9 protein-coding genes are annotated in these 17,943 nt (G+C 74.8%); all 9 read left to right on the forward strand.

The window, feature by feature from the left end:
* Nucleotides 1-12: 12 nt before the first annotated feature.
* Nucleotides 13-6,282 (forward strand): OmpA family protein, encoded by a 6,270-nt coding sequence (locus VGC13_RS14195; protein ID WP_331125915.1) that lies wholly within the window; start codon nucleotides 13-15, stop codon nucleotides 6,280-6,282.
* Between the two features lie 26 nt (nucleotides 6,283-6,308).
* Entirely contained in the window at nucleotides 6,309-6,677 is a 369-nt protein-coding gene (locus VGC13_RS14200; protein WP_331125916.1) for an IPT/TIG domain-containing protein, read from the forward strand.
* Nucleotides 6,678-6,686: 9 nt separating this feature from the next.
* Nucleotides 6,687-7,691: a hypothetical protein gene (locus tag VGC13_RS14205; RefSeq protein WP_331125917.1), complete on the forward strand. Its 1,005-nt coding sequence runs from the start codon at nucleotides 6,687-6,689 to the stop codon at nucleotides 7,689-7,691.
* A 113-nt stretch (nucleotides 7,692-7,804) separates the two neighbouring features.
* Entirely contained in the window at nucleotides 7,805-8,596 is a 792-nt protein-coding gene (locus VGC13_RS14210) for a phage baseplate assembly protein V (protein ID WP_331125918.1), read from the forward strand.
* 10 nt (nucleotides 8,597-8,606) lie between these two features.
* Nucleotides 8,607-8,942 (forward strand): hypothetical protein, encoded by a 336-nt coding sequence (locus VGC13_RS14215; RefSeq protein ID WP_331125919.1) that lies wholly within the window; start codon nucleotides 8,607-8,609, stop codon nucleotides 8,940-8,942.
* Nucleotides 8,943-9,290: 348 nt separating this feature from the next.
* Nucleotides 9,291-9,779, forward strand: a complete 489-nt coding sequence (locus VGC13_RS14220; RefSeq protein WP_331125920.1) for a hypothetical protein — start codon at nucleotides 9,291-9,293, stop codon at nucleotides 9,777-9,779.
* Complete coding sequence (locus tag VGC13_RS14225) at nucleotides 9,776-11,377, forward strand: baseplate J/gp47 family protein (RefSeq protein ID WP_331125921.1); 1,602 nt, start codon at nucleotides 9,776-9,778, stop codon at nucleotides 11,375-11,377. The genes VGC13_RS14220 and VGC13_RS14225 overlap by 4 nt, the downstream gene beginning before the upstream one ends.
* A complete protein-coding gene (locus tag VGC13_RS14230; protein ID WP_331125922.1) occupies nucleotides 11,377-16,809 on the forward strand; it encodes a hypothetical protein in 5,433 nt (1,810 codons plus the stop codon). Before VGC13_RS14225 ends, VGC13_RS14230 begins: the two co-directional genes overlap by 1 nt.
* Entirely contained in the window at nucleotides 16,806-17,894 is a 1,089-nt protein-coding gene (locus VGC13_RS14235; protein ID WP_331125923.1) for a hypothetical protein, read from the forward strand. The genes VGC13_RS14230 and VGC13_RS14235 overlap by 4 nt, the downstream gene beginning before the upstream one ends.
* Nucleotides 17,895-17,943: the final 49 nt, after the last annotated feature.

The following is a 17,943-nucleotide window of genomic DNA, read 5'->3' on the forward strand; positions in this document are numbered from 1 at the left end:
GACGACTTAGACATGACCACCAGGACGCTGCTGGGAGAGCTGGAGCTGCCGCTGGCGCAGTGCATCGACGTGGAGGACAGCCATGGGCTGGTCCACCACGCCGTGCCCGCGCTGGACGGCGACTTCCTGCAGCGCACCGGGCGGCGGGCCGCGCGCGTGGCCGTCACCGGCGTCGTCGCCGGGCCCGAGGCGCGCGAGGGGCTGGAGGAGCTGCGGGGCCAGCTTCGGGCCGCGAAACCGGTGGACTTCGTCGCCGACGTGGCCACGGCCACCCGCGTGACCCGCGTGCTGGTCGAAAAGCTCGATGTGCGCGAGCTGGCGGGAAAGCCGGACCGCTTCGAGTACGCCTTTCTCCTGCGCGAGTACGTGCCGCCCCCGCCGCGCCAGACCGAGGTGCCCCCCGTCGTCCCCCCCAGGCCGGCCACGGACACGGGGGTGCTGGAGGTGGAGGTCGTCGTCGAGGGCGAGCCGGACTTCGACATGGGGCGGGTGACGGTCACCGCGCAGGGCGGGGGCGCGGGGGGGCCGGCGTCGCGCACGCTGACGGACCGCGCGGGGAACCTGTGGACCGAGTCCGCCGCGCCGCTGGGCGAGCACACGGTGACCGCCACCGTCGCCGAGCCCGAGATGACGGGCGCCGGCACCGCCACGGTGCGCGCGGGGCAGACCACGCGGGTGCGCATTACCCTGGTCCCCGCGCAGGGGGTGGCGCGGGCGTTCTCCGTCAGCTTTCGCTTCGACAACGCCTTCGTGGAGCCGTGCATGCGCGCGGCGCTGCGGCGCGCGGCCAGCTACGGGCGCGCGCACCCGTCGCAGAAGCTCATCGTGGTGGGCCACACCGACAAGACGGGGAGCGACGCGTACAACCAGTCGCTCAGCGAGCGGCGGGCGCGCGCCGTCTTTGCCTGCGTCTGCTTCCAGGAGACGCCGGATGCCGCCGTGGCGGAGTGGACGGCGCTGCGCCAGCCGCGCACGGGCGATCCCGTCCGTACGGTGCAGGACCGCTGGGGCGCGCGCGAGTACCAGCAGATGCTGCAGCAGCTGGGCGACTACCCCGGGCAGATCGACGGCCGGCACGGCCCCGTCACAGACGAGGCGGTGCGCGCCTTTCGCTGCCGCAAGGGGCTTCCCCCGGGGACCACGGTGGACGACGCCGTGTGGGACGCGCTCATCCGCGACTACCTGGCCGACGATCCCCCCGCCGTCCCCCGCGCGCAGCTGCTCGCCAACTGCGCGGGGACGAAGCTGGAGTGGATCGGGTGCGGCGAGCAGGACCCGGTGAACAACACCGGGGACGCGCATCGCCCCAACCGGCGCGTGGAGCTGCTCTTTACGACCCGCACCACGCTTCCCGCCCCGGCGCCGGAGCCCGACACCTGGACGCTGCACCCGCCGGGGCGCACCGCCGCCGACTGGTGCCTGGGGCCGGGCGACCGGGCGAAGCGCTGCGCGTTCAGCAAGCGCACCCCGCCGCCCGAGCCGCCGCGGCTGCTCATCCAGCCGGCCGAGCCGGGGACGGTGAACGCCGCCGGCCGCATCCTTCGCGAGGTGGAGCGCGCCGACGGCACGGTGGAGCAGGTGCCCGCCGCCGGCGAGAGCTTCGTCCTGATCACCGCCGCGGGCGAGTACCGCGCGGGCGAGGCGGGAAGCGGGCTGCCCACGCCGGCAAGGACGGACGCGGAGGGCGCGTTCTCGTTTCCCGGCAAGCCCCGGGGCCTGTACGCGCTTGAGATCCAGCGCGGCGTGGTGGCCCGGCTGCTGGACGCGCCCGGCGCCGCCGCGCTGGGGCCGACGGTCTGCAAGGCGCTGGCGACCGACGGGGCCCGGCTGGACGTGCTGATCCTGCGCGACCCCGTGCTGCGCGAGATCCGCCTTCCCGTCGTCGTCCACCTGATGACGGCGCTGCACCCCGCCACCCGCGCGGTGCGCACCTGCCTGGACGAGTCCACCGCGACGCCGGCGACGCACCCGCAGCGCACCGCGCGCGACGAGGCGGCCGTGCGGACGATGCTCGGCGGCGCCAACGCCATCTGGGGGCGCGCCCGCGTGCGCTTCGAGGTGCGCGACGTGGTGCGCGAGGCGTTCGCCACCCCCGGCCGCGACGCCTGCCACGTCACCGAGGACGAGCGCAACAACGTGGTGGCGGATGCCGCCACGCCCAACGCCGTGAACCTGTTCTTCTTCGGCAGCGTGGACGTGCTCGGCGAGGGCGGCGTAACCCTGCGCGGCGGGTTGATGGACGGCGCGGGGACGCAGGTTCGCGAGCTGGTGGCCATCTCCATCGCCGACGTGGTGCTCCGCCAGGTGCTTCCGCCCATCCCGCCGTCCCGCCACACGCCCAGCGCGCGGGAGGCGGAGGTGATCCTGGCGCACGAGCTGGGGCACTGGCTGTCGCTGGACCACGAGACGGGACCGGACAGTGCCCCGCGGAACCGCGGCCGGCTGATGCTCCCGGAGCTGGGCGAGGATCACCGGCGGCTGCTGGACACCGAGGTCGCGCAGGCGCGCGGATCGTCGGACGCGGCGAAGGAGTGCGTGCCGCTGGCCCTGCGGGTGGCGGGCGCGACCCGCTACGGCGGCCCGCACGGCCACCGCTTCATCGCCATTCGCGACGCCGCGGCCCCGGCGGTCACGGTGAGTGCCGTGCTTCCCCCGCACCTGTCCGCCTCCGGGCTGGCGATGACGGGCGGCGATCCCGGCGCCACGCCCACGCAGCGCACGGTCTCGCGCGGGACGGTGGGGCGGACGGAGGTGATCGCGAAGCTCGCCGCGGCCGGCGGGCGCCCCCTGGAGACGTACGCCGCCGTGCAGGTGGTGAACTTCGACGTCACGGTGGAGGGCGCCCGGCGGCTGGGCGGGGCGGGGGGGACCACCTTCGTGGCCGTCCGCAACGCCACCGGCAGGGTGACGGTGCGCGCGGACGTCACCCCCGCGCCCGACGTGGTCCCGTTCGACATGGTCGCCTGGTCCGCGGGGGACGAGACGGACGATCCGCTGCGCCGCACCCTCTCCCTTGCCGCCGCGGGCACGACGACGGTCAGCGTCACCGTCGCCGGGGTGACGAAGACGGTCACCATCCAGGTGTCGGAGCTGGCGCTGAACGTCACCGGCGCCGAGCGGACCGGTCCGGACCAGTTCGCCGCGGCCCAGGACGACACCGGCGACGTCTCGGTGGAAGCCGTCTTCACTCCCCCTGTCCCGGACGACGTGGGGCTCGTGGACTGGACCGGCGGCCAGCCCGGCCCGGGGCCGCGCTTCCGCCTGGTGAGCAAGCAGGCCATCCAGGTGACCACGGTCACGGCGAGCGTGGGCGGTGGCACGCCGGCCGCCCCCCCGCCGCCTCCGGCCGCGGCGCCGCCCGCCGGCGGTGCGTCGCGCTCGGCCACCATCACGGTGGTGAGCTTCGAGCTGGACGTTCCCGCGGCCACCCGGCTGGACGGGCCCGCGGGCAAGCGCTTCGTCGCGCTTCCCGCGGGGACGCCGCTGACGGTGGTGGCGAACGTATCGCCGCAGCCCAACCCGCTGCCGCCGGGCTTCATCACCTGGAGCGGCGCCGTGCAGAACCCCGCCCAGCCGCTGCAGGCCACCGTGCAGCGGCCCAGCAAGAACACCGTCACGGTCACGGCCAGCATCGGCGGCTCCACGCGCAGCATCACCCTCTTCATCGTCACCTTCCGGCTGGACGTGCAGGGCGCCACCCGGGTGACCACGCCGGCGGGAAACGACTTCGTGACGGTGGTGGATACGGTGGCGGGGAGCGCGGTGAACGTGGGCGCGGTGATCGACCCGCTTCCCAATCCCGTGCCCAGCGACCTGGTCACCTGGGCCAGCAGCGACGGCACCGCCACCGCCGCCGGCCCGCTGGCACGGCTGGTCCCGCGCTCGCCAAAGCGCGAGGTGACCGTTACGGCGACCGTGGCGGGGCAGGCGCAGTCGGTCCGCGTCTTCGTCTCCGAGTTCACCCTCAAGGTCACCGGCGCGGCCGAGATCCCGCCGGCGGGGAGCGGCGAGTTCATCTCCGTGGCCGCGCCGGGGACGCTCGCGGTGGTCGCCGCCTCGGTGGACCCGGCGCCCACCCCCACGCCCCCGGACCTGGTGGTGTGGAGCGGCGCCCCCGTGACCCCCGACGGGCTGCTGGCGCGCAAGGTGGCCAAGGACACGTCTGGTCCGGCGGTGCGGGTGCAGGCCGCCATGGCGGGGGTCACGCGCACCGCCACCATCAACGTGGTTGACTTTACGCTCTCGGTGGCGGACACCACGGCGGTGCCGGCGAACGGAACGGCGCTCTTCGCGCTTGCGCAGGCGGGCGCCGCCCCGCTGGTGGCGGAGGCGCGCATCACCCCCGCGCCCGCCGTGCCGCTCCCCGCCGACGTGGTGGTGATGACAGGCGGCGCCGAGGTGGTCGGAAACCCGAGGCAGCGCACGGTGCCGCGTACGGCCCCCTCCGTCGCCGCCGGTGTGCAGGTGCAGGCCGCGTCGGCGCTGCTGGGCGTCACGCGTACGGTCACGGTGACGGTCGTCGCATTCGACATCACCGGCGTCCAGGGCGCGACGCAGATCGGCGCGCGCAGCAGCACGCTGTTCGCCACCACGACGGGGGCGGGCGACGTGACGGTGGTGGGGACGCTGACCCCCGTGCTGAACCCCGTCCCCGCGGGGCTGGTGGTGTGGACGAACGCCACGCCGGTCGTGGGCAACCCGTTGCGGGCCACCGTTTCTCGCGTGGCGGCGGTCCGGGCAGACGCGACCGCGACCGTGCTGGGAACCGCGTTCACCCGGCAGGTGGCGGTGCTGGCGGACCCCTCGCTGCCGGGGACGCTGCCGGTGGGAAGCGGCGCCTACAACAGCGGAAGCATGAACTTCCCCGACACGACCACACCGGACCCCACGGACACCTTTGCCTGCCGGCGCAAGGCGCTGGTGCGCTTTCCGCGCGATGCGGCAGGCCAGGTGGCCCCCAATCCCACGCAGCGTCCGCTGGTGATGATCCTCCACGGCAACCACCGCCGCAAGGACGACGGAGGCGCGTTCGTGGGAAGCTTTACCGGGTTCACCTACCTGGCCGAGCACCTGGCCACCCACGGCTACATCGCCATTAGCATCGATGTCGACGACATCAACGGGCGCCCCAATCTGATCGCCGAACGCGGCGAGGCCATCCTGAACCACCTGACCGCGCTTGGCACTCCGGCGGCGCTCGGCGTTCCCGTGCTGACGGGAAAGATCGACACCACCCGCATTGGGCTGGTGGGCCATTCGCGTGGCGGAGAAGGTGTCGTGGCCGCCGAGCAGCAGAACGCGGCCGCGGGACACACGCACGGCATCCGGGCGGTTGCCTCCATCGCGCCCACCAACGCGCTGAACTTCAATCACACCACCACGCCGTACTTTGTGTTGTATGGCGGGCTGGACGACGATGTGGCCGGCACGGACGACTCCATCAACCCGTTCCTGCTGTACGACCACGCGTCTCCAAAGAAAGGCATGGTGTTCGTGCCGGAGGCGATCCACAACAACTTCTGCGAGAACGTGGACTGGCAGAACCCCACGCAAATCGACAGCACCGATGCGCGCGCCCTGACGGTGGAGGTCCACAAGAGCTTCGCGAAAGGGTACTGCCTGGCCTTTCTGGAGCGGCACGTGCGCGGGGACGAGGCGTTCGACCTGTTCCTGGCGCACGGAGCGGTGCCGGCGACGGTGGCGGCGGTGGAACACCATGCCCAGTACCAGGAGACCGCCGCCCTCATCGTGGACAACTTCGAGCAGCCCGGTGCCAGCCCTGAGTTGACCAACACGCTGGGCCAAGCGGTCACCGCAGTCGGCGCCACGGTCACGGAGCAGGCGCTGACGCGGGTGGGCACACCCTCGTTCGTGCACGCCACCAACGGGGGGATGATCGTGTGGACGGCCGCCGGGGGAACGTACACCTCCCAGCTCGGCACGCGGGACGTGTCCGGTTTTCAGGTGCTCGCGTTCCGCGTCGCGCAGCGCCACGGAAGCGCGCGGAACCCCGCCGGCGCGGCCAAGGACTTCTCCGTGCGCCTGACCGACGACGCGGCGCACACCGCCACCCTGGCCGTCAGCAGCGCGACAACCATCCCGGCGGCGATTCTGCGCGGGGGCGACACCAAGTCCACGCTCAAGACGGTGCGGCTGCGCCTGGATTCGTTCAAGGCCGCCAACCCGCAACTGAACCTGGCGGCACTCACCTCTATCACCTTCGAGTTCAACGTCACCCCCCAGGGCGAGGTGGCGGTGGACGACATCGAGTTCTCCCTGTGAGCGGGGGATGGAAAAGGAGTGAAGGAATGACGGAGCAAGGACAGGGGCCGGAACAGCTGGAGGTGCACGCGTACACGCTGGAAGCGGTGGGCGGCGCCGCCCCGGCCGCTCTCGCTGTGGAGGACGCGGCCACGATGGCCCCCATGCTTCCCCTGCGCATCGTGCTGCGGGGGAGCGGGTTCCGGATCGGCGCGCTGGACCCGGTGATCCGCGTCGGCGATGTGGTGGTGAGGCGCTTCGAGATCTCCTCCGATCAGCGGACCATCGTCGGCTACGTGGACGAGGTGCCCCCAGAAGGCGCGGAGATCTCCGTGGAATACCCGTCCCGCGGGCGCGCGGTGCTCCCCGAGCCGTTCACCATCAGCAAGCTCGGCGGCGCGCCGCCGGTCGCGTGAGGGGGTGAGATGCTGACTCCCTCGTACCTCCTCACCATCGGCGGGCGGCGGATGGACAGCGCCGGGGCGCCGAAGGAAAGCACGCTGCTGGAATTGTGCGTCCAGCTGGACCTGGACGCGCCCGCGGACGCCGCCACGCTCCTCCTGGCGCAGGTGGGCGGCATCGTCCCGCAGCGGGGGAACGACGTCACGGTGGAGCTGGGCTACGCGGACGAGGAGGGCTCCATTACGCGCGTCCTTACCGGGAAAGTCGCCTCGCTGCGCCCGGGGCTCACCGTGAACCGCGTGGGGGTGGAAGGCGGAATCGCGCCGCTGCTGCGCCTGTTCGTGGACCAGACGTACGAGGGGCGCACGGCGGGCGACATCGCGCGCGACCTGGCGGGGAAGGCGGGGGTCGCGGTGGCCGCGGCGGACGACGGGCCCTCCTTTCCCGCGTACGTGGTGGATGGGCGCCGCCCCGCCTGGCACCACCTGCGGGACCTGGCCTCGCTGAGCGGCTTCGACGTCTACGCCGACGACCAGGGGCGCCTGGTCTTTCGCGGGTTCCAGCAGGGCAACGCGGTGCACGTGCTGCGGCGCGGCCGCGACCTGATCTCGCTGGAGGTGCGCCGCACCGACCCCGCGGCTGGTTCCGTCGAGGCCTGGGGCGAGAGCCCGGCGGGATCCCAGGGCGAAGAAGCGTGGGGGTGGCTCACGAACGACGCCGGGCGATCGAAGGGAAGCGCCGGGAGCGGCGCGCGGCTCCTGCTGGAGCGCCCCGTCCTGCGCACCCCCGCCGCCGCGTCCGCCGCCGCCCAGGCCGCGCTGACCGACCTCCGCCGCCGCAGCGTGCGCGGCGAGGCCGTGATCGCCGGCCGCCCCGCCGTCCGCCTGGGCGACGCCGTGCGGCTGGAGGAAACGGGCGCCGTGGACGCCGACGGCACCTTTCAGGTGCGCAGCGTGACGCACCGGCTCAGCAAGACGCATGGGTTTACGACGGCGGTGGGGTTTCGGGGAGTGGACGTGAGCGGGTGAACGGGTGAACGGGTGAACGGGTGACAGGGTGACGGGGTGACGGGGTGGGACGCCGCCGTGCCGCGAAGGCCGGTGGGCAGGGCGGGACACGATCATACACAGCGAGGGGTGAGATGGGGACCATCGTCGACACCATCCAGGCAATCATCCGGCAGGAGATGGCGCGCGTGCGCGTGGCCGACCTGGGCGTGGTCGAGGCGGTGCGCAGCCACGCCAGCGACGGCGACAAGGACAACTACGGCTGCGACGTGCGCCTCAAGAACAGCAACCTGCTCCTCAAGCGCGTCCCCATCGCCACCCAGCACGTCGGGAGCGTGGCCGCGCCCGCCGTGGGCGACCTGGTGCTGCTCACCTACGACAAGGGCGACGTCAACCAGCCCGTCGTCATCGGGCGCCTGTACTCCGACTCCGCCCGGCCGCCCCTCAACGAGACGGGCGAGATCCTTACCCGGCTGCCGCTGGGCAAGGACGACGGCCACACCCTCCAATCCCGCCTGCGCAACGTGGGCGGCGAGCGCGAGGCCAGGCTCGAGATGGCGCCCAAGGTGACGGTGATGGCCAACGACGGCTCCATCCAGGCCACCGCCGGCAGGAACGAGGTGCTCATCGACCAGCCCGGCGGCAGCGGCGGCACCATCACCGTCAGCGCCGGGCGCAGCACCATCACCATCAACCAGGACGGCGACATCACCGTCGAGGCCGCGGGAAGCCTGACCCTTACGGCCAACGGCGACCTGGCGCTGGAGGGCACCAGCGTGACCCTGAAGGCCAGGGGCAGCGCCAGCGTCGAGGCCAACGGCCAGCTCACCCTCAAGGGGCTCGCGGCCTCGGTGCAGGGCACCGCGTCCGCCACCCTGCAGGGCTCGATGGTGACGGTAAAGGGAATGACCACCTTTTCGATGTGAGGGCGCGACCATGCCGGGAATGCCCGTCTCCTACGGCTGCGCGGTGGTGCTCACCCCCGGCGCGGCGGGCCCGCCGGACAGCGGGTTCATCACCACCATCACGCAGACCACCCTCACCGCCGGGGGAATGCCGCTGGCCGTCGCCGGGTCGCTGTGCACCATGGTCAACTCGCTGAGCGGCGTGCCGTATCCGCTCCCCATCCCGCCGATGGGCGTGAGCACGGCCGTGACGGTAAACGGGATGGGACTGGTGCGCATGATGGACCGCATTCCCGCCGGGCCCGGGGTGCTGCTGATCCTGGGGCCGCCCGCGGCGCCGTTCGTTACGGATTCGACGCCGCCGTAGGGGTGAGCGGGTGAGCGGGTGAGCGGGTGAAGGGGTGAAGGGGTGAAGGGGTGAACGGGTGCGTGAGTGCGTGAGTGCGGGAGTGCGGAAGTGCGTGGGTTCCACCTCCTCCAAGGGTTTTGGGGGGAGGGCGCGAGGCGACGAGCGGGAGGGGGCGTGCCCCCGGCAGGCGCTGTCGGAAGCGCAATCGAATTCTCCCTCCCCCGCGAGGTTTGCGGGGGAGGGCCGGGGAGGGGGGCGCCCGCGCAGCGGCGGCCGTAGAACCCTCCGCGGCCGTGAAGTCAGAATGGCTCGAAGAGCTTGCGTTTCGATCACATCCACCCACGCCGAACGGGAGAGGAGGCACCGATGGACGTCGATCCCAGCCTGTTCGGCACCGACCTGCGGCTGCTGGACGACCTGGAGCACCAGAACAGCCGCCGCCCCGGCAGCGACCTGCACACCGTGGAGCGCCCGGAGCGCGGGTACCCCGGCGAGCCGCCGCCCCGCGACCTGCGGACGGTGGCGGGCGTCGAGAACCTGCGGCAGGCGCTGCTGCTGCGCTTTCTGACGCCCCTGGGCGACCTGGCGCCGCTGGGGCACCCGCGCTACGGCTCGCGCCTGTTCGAGCTGGTGGGCGAGCTGAACAACGAGACCTCGCGCAACCGCGCCAAGATGTACGTGCTGCAGGCGCTGGGCGAAGAGCCGCGCGTGCAGGAGGTGCTGGGCGTGACCGTGGGCGTGCACCCCGCCATCCGCGAGCAGATGGAGATCCGCGTGACCCTGGTCGCCCTTCGCGAGGCCGCCGTGCTGAACCTGGTCTTTCCCTTCTCCCTGGCCGCAGGAGAGTCGCCGTGAACGGCGAAACCGTGTCGCTCATGCAGCGCCCCTACCGCGAGGTGGTAGAGGACGTGCTCACCGCCCTGCTGGGCGGGGTGACCAACGAGCGCATCGAGTACGACCTCAAGTCCGACCGCTACCCGCTGGCCCGCCCCGCGAGCACCGTGCGCGCGGTGGACGGCCTGCTGCGGGTGGCCGGCGCCGACGGCGCGGAGCAGCTCGCGCGCTACTCCTTCGTCCGCGAGACCGACTGGACCTTCAGCGACGCCGACAACGAGCTGGTCTGGCTTCCCGGCGGCCGCCGCCCGGGCGACGAGACCGCGTTCGACGTGGACTACCTGCCGCGCGACGCCCGCTCGCCCATCACCGACGTCAACGTGGGAAGCGTGGCGCGCACCGTCACCGAGGCGGTGGCGCGCGAGATCGCCGTGGTCTGGGAGCAGGTGAACCAGGCGTACCGCTCCGCCTTCCTCGAGACGGCGGAGGGCAGGTCGCTGGACCTGGTGGTCGGCATCCTGGACCTGCACCGCCGCACCGGCGAGCACGCCGCGGGGCTGGTCACCTTCTACCGCCCCCCCGGCGCCGCCGGCGGCGACGTGGTGATCGCCGCGGGGACGCGGCTGGGAACGGAAAAGGGCGGCGCCGCCTTCGAGGTCAGCGAGCAGCGCGTACTGCAGCGCGGGCAGGCGCGCATCGACGTTCCCGTGCGGGCGGCCGTGCGCGGGCCGGCCGGCGTGGTGCCCGCGGGGGCCATCACCACCCTGGTGCGGCCCCTCGAAGGCATCGGCCACGTCACCAACGCCGAGCCCACCCTCTTCGGCGCGCCGGACGAGACCGACGCCCAGCTGCGCGACCGCGCCCGCACCGCCCTGCGCGCCCTGGGAAGCGCCACCACGGCCGCGCTCAAGGCGGCCGTGGAGCGCGAGCGCGCGTCGGTGGTCGAGGTGTGGGACCCCGCCGGCCCCATGGCCCGCCGCTCGGCCCCCGGTGAGGTGGCGCTGCTGGTGGAGGCCGAGCCGGAGCGCTTTGCCCAGGTGCTCGACGCCGTGCAGTCCACCCGCGCGGCCGGCGTGCGCGCCACCGTGCAGGCCCGCTACGTCTACCTGCGCCCCCGCGTGGCCGCCACCGCCGCGGGGCCCCTGGGGCCCGACGCCGTGGCGCGCGCGCAGGGGCAGGCCGTGGCCGCGCTGCAGGGCTACCTGGACGCGCTCACCTCCGGCGACGACGCGGACGGCAAGGCGATGCTCAAGGCGCTGGAGGCCGTGCGCGACCTGCGCCAGCCGGAGTTCGTGAGCGTGACCGTGTGGGTGAGCGACACCGAGCGTCCGGACGCGGAGGCCGTGGCGCAGGCGGTGGTGGCGTCGCTGGGGTCCAACATCCCCGACACCGCCACGCTGGAGCGTGCCCTGGCCGACGCGCTGGGCGGCCATGCACCCACGGCCCCCGCCGGCGGCCGTCTTCCCGCGCCGCAGCTGGTGGTGAACCCGCAGGGCGCCCCCGCCACGGACGCCGAGATCGCGAAGGGCGAGTTCAGGGTGCTGGCCACGGTGGCCGGGCAGAAGTGGTGGGTGGTGCTGGACATGGCGGCCACCGACGTGGTGGTGGTGGAGGCCTGATGCCCACCAAGACCGAGCGCATCCTGGCCCTGCTGCCGCGCACCTTCCGCGCGCACCCCCGCCCCACGGCGCTGCACGCGCTCGCCGAGGCGTTCGGGGGCGAGCTGCTGCGCGCCGAGAACGCGCTCGCGGAGGTCATGCAGTCGCACTGGGTGGACCACGCCGACCGCGGCGCCGACGCGGTGGACGACCTGCGCCGCATGGCCACGCTGTACGGCCTGGCGCCGCGCCCCCGCCCCATGCCCGAAGAGACGGTGGAGGAGTTCCGCCAGCGCCTCAAGCGGCACGTGCGCACCTTCATGGACGGCACCGCCACCGTCCGCGGCGTCCTGCGCGTGACCGCCGACGCCCTGGCCCTGCGCATCGACGACGAGCACCTGGACGCCTGGTGGAGCCGCACCGGCCCCGCGCCCACCCTGGTGCGCCCCCGCGGGGACGACGCGGCGCGCACCCTGTTCGGCGTCCCCCACGCCGGCGTCCGCGGCCACCCGGCCCGCGCGGCGGCGGTGCGGGGCCCCGTCCTTTCCGGCGACGGCGTGGACCTGCGCGAGGGCGCCCTGCTGCGCCTTTCGGTGGATGGGGCCAACGCCGTGACCGCCGACTGCGCCGCGGGGGCGCAGGACCCCGCGCGCGTCCCGCTTTCCGCCGTGGTCGACGCCGTGAACGCCGCCGCCGGGGCCGTCGTCGCGTCGGCGGACGACGGGCGGCTGGTCCTGTCGTCGCCCACCCGCGGCTCCGCGTCGTCGCTCGACGTGCTGGAGGTGCGGGGGGATGCGGCGCCCGTGCTCCTGGGCCTTCCCGCGCGCATCCACTGGGGGCGCGCGGCGGTGGACGCGGAGATCCGCGGGACGGCGGACCTTCCCGATCCCCTGGATCTTTCCCGCCGCCGCTTCCTGCGCATCGCGGTGGACCGGGCGCGGCTGGCCGAGGTGGACTGCGCCGGCCCGGACGCCGCCGCCACGCCGCTGTCGCACGTGGTGGCCGCCATCAACGGCGCGCTGGGGCCGGTCGCCTCGCTGCGGGGCGCGCGGCTGGTGCTGCGCTCTCCCTCGCAGGGCGCCGCGGGAAGCCTGTCCGTCCAGGAGCCCGGCGCGCAGGACGCCGCGCCGCTCCTGCTGGGCGACGCCCCGCGGCAGGCGGAGGGGCGCGACCCCGCGCCGGCGGAGATGGTGGGGGCCGTGGCGCTGGGGCCGGAGATCGACCTTTCGGAGGTGTTCGCCGTGCGCGTGCGCCAGGACGACCGCCGCGCGGTGACGGTGGATGCCGCCGGCGCCGTTCCCGGCCGCACCCGCCCCGACGAGGCCGCCGCGCGCCTGGCCGCCGCCCTGGCGCCGGGGACGGCGGCGTTCGACGGGCGGCTGCGGCTTTCGTCCGGCACCGCGGGGCCGGACAGCCGCCTGGAGATCCGCCCGGTCGTCTCCACCGAGGACGCCGCGCCGCGGCTGCTGGGCATTCGCCCCCGCGGGTTCCAGGGCGCGCCGGCGGCCCCGGCCGTCCTGCGCGGCACGGTCGAGATCCCCGAGACCCGCCGCCTGCACGTGCAGCCCGGCGCCCCCGCCGATACCGCGCTTCCGAAGGTGGAGGCCGGCAACGCGGTGGAGGTGGACCTGCGCGGGCCACGCCGGCTGCACGAGGTGGAGGGCACCGGCCTGACGGGCGCGCGGCTCTCGGTGGACCTGGGCGACGGCAGGTTCGTGGCCGTGGGCGCGGACGGAACGCCGGGGGGCGCGGGCGCGTGGACGATCACCGGGTCCGGCGGCACCGCGCGCCTTCCCCTGGACGCCCGCGGGCTGCAGATCCGGGCCGTGCGCCTGCGCCTGGACGGCCCCGCCGCCGAGCCGCCACAGGTCACCGCGGTGGTGGTGCGCGCCGGGGTGGACGTGCGCGTCCACGGGCGGCTGCTGCTGGCGGTGGACGGGGGCCGCGAGGTGGAGGTGGACCTGCGGGCGGGCGCCGCGGACCCGGAGCACGCCACCGCCGCCGAGCTGCGGCAGGCGATCAACGCCGCCATGGCCGCGGCGGGCGGAGACTGGATCGCCTCGGTGGACGCGGGGCGGCTGGTGCTCGCCTCCGCCACGCGCGGCACGGCGGGAAGCCTCGAGCTGCGCCCGCTGGAGACGGTGACCGCGCTCCCCTTCCTGGTGCGCGCCTTCGTGGTGAGCGAGGCGGCGTCCGTGCTGCTGGGCGTTCCCACCGCGCGCGCGGCGGGGACGGACGCCGAGCCGGCGCGGCTGGTGGGAACCCGCGACCTGTCGCGCGGCGTGGACCTGCGCGTGGACCGCTGGCTGCGCATCCGGGTGGATGGGCACCCCGCCGCCGACGTCGACTGCGCGGACGGCATCCCCCGTCCCCGCAACGCGCTGCCGGGCGAGATCGCCGCCGCCATCAACGCCGGCCTCCGCGCGGTGGACCCGCGGCTGGACGGCAGCGCCCAGGTGCACGGCGGACGGCTGTCGATCACCTCGCGCTGGGAGGGCGCGGCGGCGCGCGTGGCCCTGGAGCCGCCCAGGCCCGAGGACGCGCGGCACGCGCTGCTGGGCCGCGAGCCGGGGCTGTGGCGCGGCCACGACGGGCGGCGCGTGATGTTCGCGGGAACGGCGGACCTGTCGCGCGGGGTGGACCTGTCCGCCGCGGACCGGCTGCGCGTCTTCGCCAACGGCACGGAGCGCGAGGTGGCGTGCGCGGGCGCGGACCCGGCGCACACCGCGCTCCCCGAGATCATCACCGCCATCAACGTCGCGTTCGCCGACCTGGTGGCCCGGAGCGACGGCGCGCACCTGGTCCTCTTTACCGCCGCGCCCGGTGGCGTGCTGGAGATCCGCCCTCCGTCGCAGCGGGACGCCACCCGCGCGCTGCTGGGGATCGACGCGCCGCGGACGTACACCGGCGATCCGCCGCTCCGCGCGGAGGTGACGGGCACGGCCCCGCTCCCCGCGGCGATGGACCTGCGCCGCGCCCGCCGCCTGCGCGTCGCCATCAACGGCGCCCCGCCGGTGGACGTGGACGTGGCCGCGGGGGCGGCCGACGCCGGCGCCGTGACGCCGGCCGAGGTCCGGGCCGCCCTCGACGCCGCGCTCGGGGCGGGGATGGCGGAGCTGGACGCGGCCGGGCGCCTGGTGCTGGCGACGGCGGAGACGGGCTCCGCCGCGCGCATCGAGCTGCTGCCGTACGAGAGCGCCGACGCCCGCGCCCTCCTCTTCGGCGCGGAGGTGGAGCCGGAGGCCGTGGGCCGTGCCCCCACGCCGGCGGTCGTAAAGGGACTCCCCGACCTGCGCCAGACGGCGGACCTTTCCCTTTCCCGCACCCTGCGCGTGTCGGTGGACGGCGGGCGGCCGGTGGAGGTGGAGGTCGCCGCCGCCTACCCCGAGCGCGCGGAGGTGCACGAGGTGCTGGCGGCGTTCGAGCAGGCGCTTCCCGGCGTGGCCTCCGTCACCGCGGACGGCGAGCTGGTCCTCGCCTCGCCGTCGGCGGGGCGGGAGAGCGGGGTGGAGGTGCTCCCCGTCCGCTCGCTGGACGTGGTGGAGTTTCCCGCCGCGCCGCACCGCGCCGCGCCCCTGGTCCTGCGCCACGACGGACGGTCCGCCGAGCTCCGGAACGACGGCGCCGCCGACGCCGACGCGGTGGTGGAGCTGCGCGCGCCGCGGGGCGCCGCCTCGCCCGCGCTGGTGAACCCGGCGCTGGGCGCGTGGGTGCGCCTGGGCGCGGCGCTGGGCGCCGGCGAAGGCGTCCGCTTTGCGCGCGACCCGGAGCTGGGCGTCCGCGCCTGGATCCTTCCCGCCGAGCGCGAGGGGGTGGACCAGGCGCCGGCCCCCGTTTCGCCCGAGCAGGTTTTCGCCGGCTCGTCACGCGACACGGCGCGGGTGCCGTTCGCGGGCGAGCGCCGGCTGACGAGCGGCCGCCCCGGCGAGCCGTGGGCGCTGCGGCTGGAAGACCCGCGGCAGCCCCGCGCCGTGGTCCTTCGCGCGCGCACCCGCCGCGCCGCGCCCGTCCCCCCCGCCACGGTGGGAGAGGTGGAGACGCCCCGCCTGGTCGTCCGCGTGGCGGATGCCGCGCCGGGGGGCGCGCCCACGCCGGCCCCGGAGGGCGGGCCGGCGCGGCTGCGCGGGATGCTGGCCCTGGCCGAGGGCCACTGGGTGCTGCGCGACGGCGCGGGGACGGCGTTCACCCGCGTCCTTCCCGGGCTGGCCGTTCCCCTGGCCTGGCACGCGGACCGCGTGGTCGCCGCCGAGGGCCCGCTGCACGAGGGCGAGCCGGGGGAGATTCCCACGCTGGTCGCGCGGCGGGTGGACCGCCTGTACGACGTGGAAGTGCGCGAGGACGGGGAGGGTGGCGCGGTGCAGACGTTCGCCGGCGTCTCCATCGGCTCCGGCGACGCGGCGGACAGCCTGGTGCGCCGCGCCGCCGCGGCGAAGTCTCCGCTGGTGGTGGCGGAGGAGGAGGACCGCGCCGCCTTCCTGTCCGTCCCGCGCGGGCGGTCCGCGTGGACGTACGTGGAGTGCCACGGCGCCCGCTTCGACCACGCGCCGTTCGGCCGTCCCCCCCATCGCGACGATCCGCTCACCCGCTTTCCCGGCGGGGCGGGGTGCCTGGAGCGGGGGATCCACGACGTGAGCCGCTTCGGGTCCGAGGCCACGGGCTACGCCCCGGGCGGCGCCGTGTTCGCCGGCGAGGGCGACGCCGCGCCGCCGCCGGTGGAGGTGCGCGCGGCGTGGACGCGGCACGCGCCGGGGGCGTTCGACCTGCTGCTTCCCGCCGTGCTCCCCGACTTCCTGGGCGGCGCCTTCGACGCGTCGCGCTTTGGCGGCGAGGGACAGGCCGAGCGCTACTCCGGCGTGGTCACCGAGCCGGACGAGGACCCGGACCACCTCGTCGCCGCCATCAACGGCACGCGCACGGCCACGCTCCCGGACGGGACCAGGGAGGAGCAGGGCCCGTCGCGCCTGGTGATCGCCCGGCGGGTGGCGCGCGTGCCCATCGGCTTCACCGGCATCCCCATCCCCCTGCGCCGCCCGCGCGTGCGCCGGCTGCTGCTGGGGCGCGAGGGGCAGCCCGCGCGGCTGTACCTGGTCGATCCCGACGTGCCGCTGGTTATCGAGCTCACCGCAAAGGACGCGGCGGAGTCCGAGAAGCAGGGCAGGCCGGTGGAAGCGCCCGGCGCGTGGGGCAACGCCATCGAGGTCGAGGTGTCGCCCACGCCCGGCGGGCCGGGGCGCTTCGACGTCTCCGTCCGCTTTGCCGGCGGCCGCGCCGAGAGCGCCCGCACGGCCGCCCTGGGCGGGGAGCACACCCCCGCCACCACCGCCGAGATCAACGCCCCCGGCCCCGTGGGCGTGCTGCACGCCAAGGCCGCCGGCGTGGCCGCGCGCGTGCTGCGCGAGCGCGCCGGGGCCCCCGAAGCTCCTTCGCCCACCCAACAGGAAAGGCCGTCATGACCGACATCAAGCCCTACGAGCCCACCAGCCCCGGCGACCTGATCACGGCCGAGCTGTTCAACCGCATCCAGGTGCGCACGCAGCAGGACATCGCCGAAAAGGTGAAGGACGCCGTGGCGAAGCACCAGTACGTGGACCGCGCCAGGAACGCCGATGCGCTGGGCCAGAAGACGGCCGAGGAGCTGACGGACGACATCGTCGAAAAGCTCAAGGCGCTGGTGCCGGGGCTCACCGGCCACCGCGTGGTCTTCAAGCGCCTGCAGCCCGACGAGCCGGCCCTCATCGAGCACAACCTGGGCGGCTATCCCGTGGTGGACGTGTGCGAGCTGGTGCGCTTTCCCGTGGTGGGCTCGGCGGACGGAAGGCAGTGGTACGACCGGGTGCACTGGTTCCTGTATCACCGCACCGAGATGAAGATCCGCCGCCCCGAGGAGTTCCCGGTCGAGGACCCGCCCGTGCCGGCCCTCATCACCATCGAGGACAGCCGCGGCCCCGCCTTCAAGCAGCGCTTCGAAGACGTGCTGCTGCAGTACGGGGTGAAGTACGACGGCCAGACGGCGCTGGGCGACGTGGTGAACGAGTTCTGGAAAAAGCTCTTTTCCGGGCTCAACGACCCGTTCGACGAGAGCAGCTTCACCAACTCGCCCTGGTTCGACCGCTGCTGCGGCGACCGGCGCACGGTCGAAAGCCTCAAGCGCGGCGGCGAGTGGGACGACCTGTACCTCAAGGTGGTGCCCCGCAAGACCATCAACTCCGTGGCCCCCGTGTGGCCGCTGGGGGTCGAGGTGGTGCACTACGACCGCAACCGCCTGGGCCTCATCCGCGCCGACTTCGCCCGGCTGACGCAGAGGTCCGTCGAGGAGGTGTTCAAGCGGGTGGATCCCGGCACGGATGCGAACGATGCCGAGGGCGGGGCCGGGGGCGTCGGGGGTGCGGCGGGGGGTGCGCCGACGGGTGCGCCGGGGGACGACCCCACGGTGGAAGCCCTGCTGCGCCGCCTGGGTACCGAGGCCGCCGGCGCCGCGGCCCAGCGGGGCCACCCCGAGCCGGACGAGCTGTTCCTGATGGTGGTGCTGAAGGTGTGATGGCGTTCCCCGGCGGCCCGGCGGCCGCCCCCTTCTTTCCTGCACGTGC

Source organism: Longimicrobium sp., assembly GCF_036399255.1.
Classification (GTDB): Bacteria; Gemmatimonadota; Gemmatimonadetes; order Longimicrobiales; family Longimicrobiaceae; genus Longimicrobium.